This window comes from Tropicimonas sediminicola, from assembly GCF_900188335.1.
GTDB lineage: Bacteria > Pseudomonadota > Alphaproteobacteria > Rhodobacterales > Rhodobacteraceae > Tropicimonas > Tropicimonas sediminicola.
The window spans coordinates 306,505-315,067 of sequence record NZ_FZOY01000006.1 but is presented as its reverse complement, the minus strand read 5'-3'; the positions used below and the strand labels follow the sequence as shown (position 1 = coordinate 315,067).

Annotated in this window: 7 protein-coding genes; 3 read left to right on the top strand and 4 right to left on the bottom strand. The window is 66.5% G+C overall.

Annotation, left to right across the window (positions count from 1 at the left end; all coding sequences use genetic code 11):
• The 3 genes from CHB86_RS24690 to CHB86_RS16675 all read left to right on the top strand — a co-directional run.
• The coding region (locus tag CHB86_RS24690; protein WP_176442907.1) for a tetratricopeptide repeat protein at positions 1-1,071 on the top strand (1,071 nt) is incomplete at its 5' end.
• Between the two features lie 304 nt (positions 1,072-1,375).
• Complete coding sequence (locus CHB86_RS16680; protein ID WP_141134917.1) at positions 1,376-4,879, top strand: M10 family metallopeptidase; 3,504 nt, start codon at positions 1,376-1,378, stop codon at positions 4,877-4,879.
• 114 nt (positions 4,880-4,993) lie between these two features.
• Positions 4,994-6,085 (top strand): PLP-dependent cysteine synthase family protein, encoded by a 1,092-nt coding sequence (locus CHB86_RS16675; protein WP_089234204.1) that lies wholly within the window; start codon positions 4,994-4,996, stop codon positions 6,083-6,085.
• A gap of 317 nt (positions 6,086-6,402) precedes the next feature.
• Here the strand turns inward: CHB86_RS16675 and CHB86_RS16670 are convergent, their stop codons facing one another.
• The 4 genes from CHB86_RS16670 to CHB86_RS16655 all read right to left on the bottom strand — a co-directional run bounded on the left by CHB86_RS16670 (position 6,403) and on the right by CHB86_RS16655 (position 8,556).
• Complete coding sequence (locus CHB86_RS16670) at positions 6,403-6,726, bottom strand: hypothetical protein (RefSeq protein ID WP_089234203.1); 324 nt, start codon at positions 6,724-6,726, stop codon at positions 6,403-6,405.
• Between the two features lie 74 nt (positions 6,727-6,800).
• A complete protein-coding gene (locus CHB86_RS16665) occupies positions 6,801-7,187 on the bottom strand; it encodes a response regulator (protein WP_089234202.1) in 387 nt (128 codons plus the stop codon).
• 2 nt (positions 7,188-7,189) lie between these two features.
• On the bottom strand, positions 7,190-8,089 hold the full coding sequence (locus CHB86_RS16660; RefSeq protein WP_089234201.1) for a CheR family methyltransferase: 900 nt from the start codon (positions 8,087-8,089) through the stop codon (positions 7,190-7,192).
• Complete coding sequence (locus CHB86_RS16655) at positions 8,086-8,556, bottom strand: chemotaxis protein CheW (protein ID WP_089234200.1); 471 nt, start codon at positions 8,554-8,556, stop codon at positions 8,086-8,088. The genes CHB86_RS16660 and CHB86_RS16655 overlap by 4 nt, the downstream gene beginning before the upstream one ends.
• Positions 8,557-8,563: the final 7 nt, after the last annotated feature.

Below are 8,563 nucleotides of genomic sequence, written 5' to 3'. Positions count from 1 at the left end.
GAACTCGCCGCAACCGACAACGAACGCTGGTCGGCGCTGCAACTGATGCGCGAGGCGATGAAGCGCGGCGAGGCGGACGCAGCCATCCGACTGGCTGGTCTGCTGCTGAAGGAGTCTGACGCCGTGTCCCGCGCGGAAGCGCTGCGCCTGTTGCACCCACTGGCGGAGCGCGGCTCGGGGGACGCGCTCTCCATGATGGTGGAACTCTCCGGATCCGGCTCCGAGGCCGAGGTCTTCGACCGCTACGCCGCGATCATCGACGCCCGCGGCGACTTCCACGCGCTGGCTTTCGCCTTGCCACTGCTCCCGGCCGAGCGGAGGGAGGAGTATCTCGACAGGATGGTCGCGAGCACGAGCTGCGACTTCAAATCGGCGCTTCGGTTCGGCGAGGCGCTCTCGAAGATCGGGCGTGCGCAGGAAGCCCGTCGCTGGCTCGACATCGCCGCACATCTTGCCGGGGAGTCGCCCTGGAGCTTCGTCAGGATGGGGGACAGCTATCGCGACTGGTTCGGTGGGGCGGCGAGCGCGGAGATGATGGCGAGCTACCACAAGGCCCTGGCCGCAGGGTCGCCCGTCGCGCGGCATCGGCTGCTGGAGCGATACGCGCGCCCCGAAGCAGCGGAATACGATCCGGAGGCGGCGGCCGCGGTATTCGCGGAAGCGCTGACGGGGCTGGAGGGCGAAGCCTTGGCCAGCATCCTCGGCCGGCTGCGCGGCAGCACCGAGGACGTGCAGACAGCCGTTGCACGCCGTGTCGACATGGCCGAGCCCTTCGCCCGCGCGGCGGCGAGCGGAAATGCCCCGGCGATGCGCGAATACGGGCTGTTCCTGCGTGACAGGGCTGCCGATGCCGGTGCGATGACGGAGGCGATGGGCTGGGTCGCCAGGGCCGCGCAGGGCGGCGACGCCGTGGCGATGTTCGAGCTGTCGCGCGCCCATGCCTACGGGATCGGCCTTCCTGCCGATGCCGGCGCCGCGGGATACTGGCTGTCGGAGGCCGCGGTGGCGGGTGAGCCGAAGGCCGCCGAACTCTTGGGCCAGATGCGTCCGCAGCAGCTCGCGAGCCGCTGAGCTTCCGCCTTCCTGACCCAGGCATTTCCGGGGGCGGAGCCCATGCCGGCCTCGCCACACGCCGCCGCCGGTGGCAATTGGCTTATAACCGGCCCGGATTCCGTGTTAACCAATATGGCAGAATCGTTCGAGGACGCGAGCAGGACGGACGACAGGCCGACGCTTGGGGCGGGAGGAGCCCTGCTGGCGCTGGTCGACGTGCCTCGCTTCATCGTTGCGCAACGCGGTATTCTGGGCGGCGCCGTTTCAGTCGGGAACGCAGGCAGGACCATGACCGCGGCGAAGGCAGGGGGAGGTCAGGTCTGTGTCGGGAGGGGATTTGGCGGCGGTGGCGCCCTTTGCCGGCCCGGAACCGATCCCGGTTCCGGGGGGCAGGTCGGCCCATGGTCGGACGACCACATCCCAAGCCTCGGCCGATGCGACGACAGACCCCGCGCCGACGGACCCGGTTTACGAACTTCCCAACTTCACCGACCAGGAGATCGCCGACTACCTGCGCTCCGGCTACTGGACGCAGGACGGCGGGCTCCCGCATCAGTTCAATCTCGACTCCACCGGGATCCACGCCAAGGACGGCGTGATCCGGGTGAAGTTCGACGGCTGGTCGAGGGATGCAGACGGCGTGACCATCGCCGGCGAGGCGCTCGCCTGGCAGGCGCTGCAGCTTTACGCCAACGTCCTGAATGTCACCTTCGTCGAGGTGGAAGGCGACGGCGTGACGGCGGATCTCTATTTCGGGGATTCCGACACCGGCGCCTATGCAAGATCGCGCTACAACACGAGCACGGGAAACATCGAGTATTCCTGGGTCAACGTGAGCACCGCCTGGCTTTCGACCTACGGCACGGGCATCGGCTCCTACGCGATGCAGACCTACATTCACGAGATCGGTCACGCGCTCGGGCTCGGACATGCCGGGCCCTATGAAGGGCTCGGCACCTACGTTACCAGCGCAAGCGAGGTCGGCGCGAACACCAACATCTACCTCAACGACAGCTGGCAGAAATCGATCATGTCCTACATGGACCAGGTCGAGAACACGACGCTGGATGCCAGTTATGCGCGGCTGCTGACCCCGATGGCCGCCGACTGGATCGCGCTGGCCGACATGCCGACCTACGAGATCACCGACGCCTACAGCGACCACACGACCTACGGCTTCAACACCACGATCACCGCCGAAATCTCGGTCATCTGGGCCGCGCTGGCCGACAGGGCGGACCGGAATGCCTTCCACATCATCGATACCGACGGCACCGACACGGTCGATTTCTCCGGCTACGCCGCCGACCAGGTGATCGACCTGGCGGGCGGCGGCGTGTCCGACATCGGCGGGTTGGTGGGCAACATGACCATCGGTGCCGCCACGGTGATCGAGAACGCGGTCGGCGGCAGCGGCGACGACTGGCTCAAGGGGAATGCCGCGGACAACATCCTCGTCGGGAACGCGGGCAACGACAGGCTCGAAGGCCTCGACGGGGCCGACACCCTGCTCGGCGGCGCCGGAGACGACGTGCTGGACGGGGGCGAGGGCGACGACGACTTGCGCGGCGGCGGCGGCAACGATCTGGTCCACGGCGGCCCGGGGCGCGACACGCTCCATTCGGCGGGCGAGGGCACCTATTACGGTGACGCGGATAACGACACCATCCATGCCGGGCCGACCGGGGCGGGGCAGCTGGAAGCGCTTTACGGCGGCGACGGGATCGACCTGCTCGATACGACGGAACACGCCGGCGACTATGCCATCGACCTTGCCACCGGGCTCACCAGTTTTGCCTCCGAGAGTTTCCTGGAATTCGAATGGCTGCGGACCGGCGCAGGGGCGGATACGCTTGTCGGCAACGCCTCCGACAACGTGATCTGGGGTAACGACGGCGACGACTGGATCGGCGGCGCGGGGGGCGACGACAGCCTGTACGGCGGTCTCGGCAACGACACGATCGAGGGCGGCGACGGCGATGACTTTCTCGCGGGCAATGCGGGCGCCGATGTGCTCTCGGGCGGACCGGGTGTTGACCGGGCCTTTGGCGGGGGCGGGGACGATCACCTGCATTCCGGGGGCGCGGGGCTCTACAGGGGCGGGAACGGCGATGACGTGGTTTTTGCCGGCCCGACCGATCCAGGCGCCAACGAGACGCTGTACGGCGGGGCCGGGGTCGACCTGCTGAACACCGAGAGCCATACCGGCGACTACACGATCGATCTGGACACCGGCGCGACAAGTCACGCCAGTGAGCTGTTTTCCGGCTTCGAGGACCTGTTTTCCGGTGCCGGCAATGACCTGCTGACAGGCACCGCGGGCGCCAACCGGATCTGGGGCAACGCCGGCAACGACCGGATCATGGGCGGCGAGGGCGATGACGCGCTGGACGGGGGTGACGGCAACGACAGTCTGTTTGGTGGCGACGGCGCAGACCATCTGATCGGCGGTGCCGGCGCGGATTGGCTCGATGGCGAGAAGGGCGCCGACACGATCGAGGGCGGCGACGGAAACGACAGGATCTGGGGCGGCGCCCTCGACACGGTTCGCGGGGGCGGTGGCGACGACCGCATCCTGTCGGGCGGGGCGGGCGCGTTTTATGGCGACGCCGGGGACGACATCCTCTACGCCGACGCCGCCACGAGTGCCGAGATGCTCGACGGCGGGGAGGGTATCGACCGGCTGGACACCACGCGGGCGGCCGTCGACTACGTGATCGATCTCGGCGCGGCCGGCTCCCAGTCAGGCTTCGCCGAAGAGGAGTTCCGCGGCTTCGAACACGTCACCACCGGCAGCGGCGCGGACCGGATCAGCGGATCGGGCGGGGACAACGTGATCTACGCCGGGTTCGGCAACGACACGGCCGATGGGGGCAGGGGGCGCGACTGGATCTATGGCGAAGCCGGGGCGGATGTGCTGCTGGGCGGCTTCGGCGCCGACCGTCTCGACGGTGGCAAGGGCAGGGACTTCCTCGATGCCGGACGGGGGGCGGACGAGCTTCATGGCGGGGCAGGCAACGACACCTACCGCATTCACCAAGCCCGACAGAAGATCTTCGAGGCGGTGGATGGCGGCAAGGACCTGGTCCTCAGCTCCGTCAGCTACGACCTTTCGGCGCAGGGCGGCGAGATCGAGAACCTCGAATTGCTCGAGGCGGCCGATATCAACGCCACCGGGAACGACGGCGCGAACAAGATAACCGGAAACAACGGTTCGAACCTGCTCGCGGGCCTTGGCGGCGACGACCTGCTGATCGGGCGGCGCGGCGGCGACAGGCTGGACGGCGGAGCGGGCGATGATGTCATGCGGGGCGGGCATGGCAATGACATCTATGTCGTGGACAGCGCCGGGGACCGGGTTGTCGAGGGCCGGAAGATGGGCAAGAGCGATGCCATTCACGCCGGAGTCTCGCTCGATCTGGAAGCGGCCGCGCCGAATGTCGAAGGGCTGGTTCTGACGGGCAAGGGCGATATCGATGGTCACGGCACCGGCGGGAAGAACCTGCTGCGGGGCAATTCCGGTGACAACCTGCTCGATGGCCGCGGCGGGAGGGACGTGCTCGAAGGCGGGGCCGGAAACGATGTACTGACGGGCGGCACGTCCGCGGACACCTTCATCCTCAATGCCGGCGACGGTTCGGACACGATCACCGACCTGAACCTTGACCGCGACCTCATCCGCTTCGACAGCGGCGCGGCCGGTTTCGCCGATCTGACCATCGCCCAGGACGGCGCGGATACCCGCGTCGGATATGGGACGGGCGACAGCCTGCTGCTGCTCGCCATCGATGCAAGGGACCTGACGGCCGATGTGTTCGTGTTCTGAACGGTCCATTGCGGCGCCGTTCATGGTAACCTTGTCGGCACTGGCCGGGCGTTTCGGAACGCGCCCGTCCCGAGAAAAGCCGCGAAACCTGCGCAACCCGGAGAGGACAGTGCGATGACCGACCAGAGTGCCAAGGCAGCCAGACGCCAGACGGACGGACGAAAGCAACTCTACGACAACGTGCTGGACACGATCGGCAATACGCCCGTGGTCCGCATCAACCGTCTCGCGCCAGAGGGCGTGGAACTCTACGTGAAGGCCGAGTTCTTCAACCCGGGCGCGTCGGTCAAGGACCGCCTCGCGATCTCGATCATCGAGGAAGCGGAACGCAGCGGCGCCCTGTCGCCCGGCCAGACCGTCGTCGAGGCGACCTCCGGCAACACCGGGGTCGGCCTGGCCATGGTGTGCGCTGCCAAGGGCTATCCGCTCGTTGTGACGATGGCCGAGACCTTCTCGGTGGAACGGCGCCAGTTGATGCGGATGTTCGGCGCCAAGGTGATCCTGACCCCGAAGGAAGCCGGCGGCACGGGGATGTACGCCAAGGCCCGGGAACTCGCGGACGCCCATGGCTGGTTCTGGGCCGGCCAGTTCGAGACGGAGGCCAACGCGCTGATCCATGCCAACACCACGGCCCGGGAGATCCTCGCGGATTTCGACGGTCGACGCCTTGATGCGGTGGTCACCGGCTACGGCACCGGCGGCACGGTCAGCGGCCTCGGGCGGGTCCTGCGCGAGGCGAGGCCGGACCTCGAGATCGTGCTCTGCGAACCGGCGAACGCCCAGCTTCTAGGATCCGGCATCCCGCAGGAGCGCACAGAGGCGGGCGGACCGGCCTCCGGCCACCCGGCCTTTGAGCCGCACCCGATCCAGGGCTGGACGCCGAACTTCATTCCGCTGGTACTTCAGGAGGCGATCGACAATTCCTACTACGACAGGCTGGTGCCCATTGCCGGAGCCGACGGCATGGCGATGGCGCGCAAGCTTGCGGCCAACGAAGGCATCCTGACCGGCGTGTCGGGCGGGTCGACCTTCTCGGTTGCCCTCGACATGGCGCAGACGGCGGAACCCGGAACCGTGATCCTCGCCATGCTGCCCGACACCGGAGAACGCTACCTCAGCACACCGCTTTTCGATCACCTCGCGGTCGGCATGAGCGACGAGGAAGAGACGCTTGCGGCGACGACGCCGGGCTTTCTGATGTCCTGACCATCTCACTTCCCAAGGGAATCGCCGGCGCCTTCATTCGAAGATGCCGGCGACACCGTCCACCCTGGGCGGGAGAAGCGCGCTCTTATGGTCGCTTGCTTCCGGAACCCCGGACCGGAGCCGCGAGCGCCGCAGCAGACATCAGCGGCCGTCTCCTTGCCTCGCAGGCGGCGCCAAGCGATGGGAGAGCGCCAAGCGGCCGGTTGCCGCGGCCGTGCGAGAAATCCGACGCCCTGGTGGTTTCAGGACGCGATACTTGGAATTCTCCCCTCGGAGGGGACGGCACCACTATTCCATCCGAACCCGGGCTCGTGGTCTCAGAAGAGGCTCACGTTTCCACTCTCCGGGTTCCGTGGCGCTTCACTCCCGCTTCCGGTCAATCGAAACAGAAGTTCACCCAGAGGCACGAGGCTTTCGAGTTCCCGCGCATCCACGGTTGCCGCGGTGCCGGCGCAGGTAGCCGCGAGCGTGCGTGCCACGCCGGACAACGCGTGCAGGGATTGGGTCGTGCCGTCGATCGCCTGAACCCGGCGCATCAACGTGGGCGAAACATGGGCCTCGAAGAGCATGTCGGAAAGGTCGTGCTGAAATTGCTCAAGAGCCTCGGACAGGCCCGAAAGCTCTGCCGCGAGTTGCCGCATCACGATCCTTGACGGAATCCTCCTTGGGGTGTCCGCCGACGACAGGTCATCAGAAGGTTCTTCATTGCAGTGGGTCATAGCCGTCCCACCACGGCTTCGATGCAATTCAGCAAGTCTTTGGACTCGAACGGTTTGCGGATGAAGTTGTTCATGCCAAGCTTCTGGCCGCCCTCGATAATCGAGCGCTCGGCCTTCCCCGTGATCAGGATGAAACCGATGCCGGCCAGTGACGGGCTCTGGCGCAACGCGTGCAAGAGCTGCAGGCCATCCATTCCAGGCATGTTGTAGTCCGAAATGACCAGATGCGCCGGCTGGGTGTTGAGGGCTTGCAACGCAGATGGGCCATCGGAGGCGTATCGAACGTTGCGGACGCCGAAGCCGTCGAGCGATTGCAGGATCAGGCCGCGGCTGGTCGACATGTCGTCGACCACCATGACGTGAAGAAGATCTCGGAGCGCCATTGTCAGGATTCCTTGCGGGGCGGCTGCTCAGGCGGCGAAGCCGGTGTTCTGAGGTAGGTTGTGGTTGCGACCGGTCGGAAAGCGCCGTGAAACGTCTGCGGCAATCTCTCCGAGTGACCGAGAAACAGGTGGCCGCCGGTCTTGCAGGCGCCGGCGAAACGCGACCAGAGATCCATCTGGGTGTCCTGATCAAAGTAGATCACGACATTGCGGCAGAAGATGAGGTCGAAGGTGCCGCGCATCGGCCATGGTGCCAGCAGGTTCAACTCCTTGAACCGAACCAGTTGCTTCAATTCCGGCGCGACTTCCGGGGGGCAACCCGGCCCGTCGGTATGCGGCGCGCGAAGGAAACGTTTCTGGTACCCATCCGGCAGGGGGGCCAGTTGCTCGATGCCGTAGCGCCCGGCACGCGCGACATCGAGCACCTCGGCATCAATGTCCGTCGCGAGAATCCTGATGTCGTAATCGCGCGCATCCTGGAAGGCATCCAGAAGAACCATCGCGATCGAGTAGGGCTCCGGGCCGCTGGAGCATCCGGCCGACCAGATCCGTATCCGCTCACCGCGCTTCGCACGGGGGACGATATCCGGGAGGATCTGCCGGCGGAGGAAATCGAAATGGTGCCTCTCCCGGAAGAACCCGGTCACATTGGTCGTCAGCGCGGAGATCAGGTGGCGCCGTTCCGATGTCCCGTCCGAACCGAGCACCAGCGCGCAATATTGCTCCGCGTCCGCGAGGCCGAGTTGGCGGATGCGCTTGGTGATGCGAGCGAACACCATCGGTGCCTTTTCGGGGGGGATCATCAGCCCCGCATCCGCGCGAGCGATCGCGGCGATGATGTCGAACTGGCGGCGCTCGCGCGTGGCCCGAGTGTCAGGTTGCAGGCGATGAGCGATCGTCATGCGGCCTCTCGCCCTGTGTCGGGCAACAGGGACGCGAGTTCGAGCACGCGCAGCATGCGTTCCTCGACGACGGTCAGCGCCTTGATGAAGGTTTCGCCTTCGCGCGAGGCGATGTCCGGGGGCGGGCGCATGTCGTTCTCCGCGATGGAGAGGATGTCGGAGACGGCATCGACCAGAAGCCCCACCGTCTGCTGCCCGAGATGGACGACGATGATCACGTTGCGGTCGCTGGCGTCCTCCGCCGAGATGCCGAGACGCCGAGCGAGATCGACGATCGGCAGCACCGTGCCCCGAAGGTTGATCACCCCCCGTACCCAATGCGGGGATCCCGGAACCGGCGTCGGACGGGTCCAGCCCCTGATTTCCCGCACTGACATGATATCCACGCAGTACTCCTGCCCTCCGACACGAAAGGAGAGCAATTCGCGTTCTGTGGCCTCGACGGCCGTGGCTGCGACATCGGTCATGGTCTCA

What these genes read in the sequence shown, in the direction of transcription:
- CHB86_RS16675 (WP_089234204.1), top strand. Translation starts at nt 4,994, where the DNA reads ATGACCGACCAGAGTGCCAAGGCAGCCAGACGCCAGACGGACGGACGA.
- CHB86_RS16670 (WP_089234203.1), bottom strand. Translation starts at nt 6,726, where the DNA reads ATGCGGCAACTCGCGGCAGAGCTTTCGGGCCTGTCCGAGGCTCTTGAG.
- CHB86_RS16665 (WP_089234202.1), bottom strand. Translation starts at nt 7,187, where the DNA reads ATGGCGCTCCGAGATCTTCTTCACGTCATGGTGGTCGACGACATGTCG.
- CHB86_RS16660 (WP_089234201.1), bottom strand. Translation starts at nt 8,089, where the DNA reads ATGACGATCGCTCATCGCCTGCAACCTGACACTCGGGCCACGCGCGAG.
- CHB86_RS16655 (WP_089234200.1), bottom strand. Translation starts at nt 8,556, where the DNA reads ATGACCGATGTCGCAGCCACGGCCGTCGAGGCCACAGAACGCGAATTG.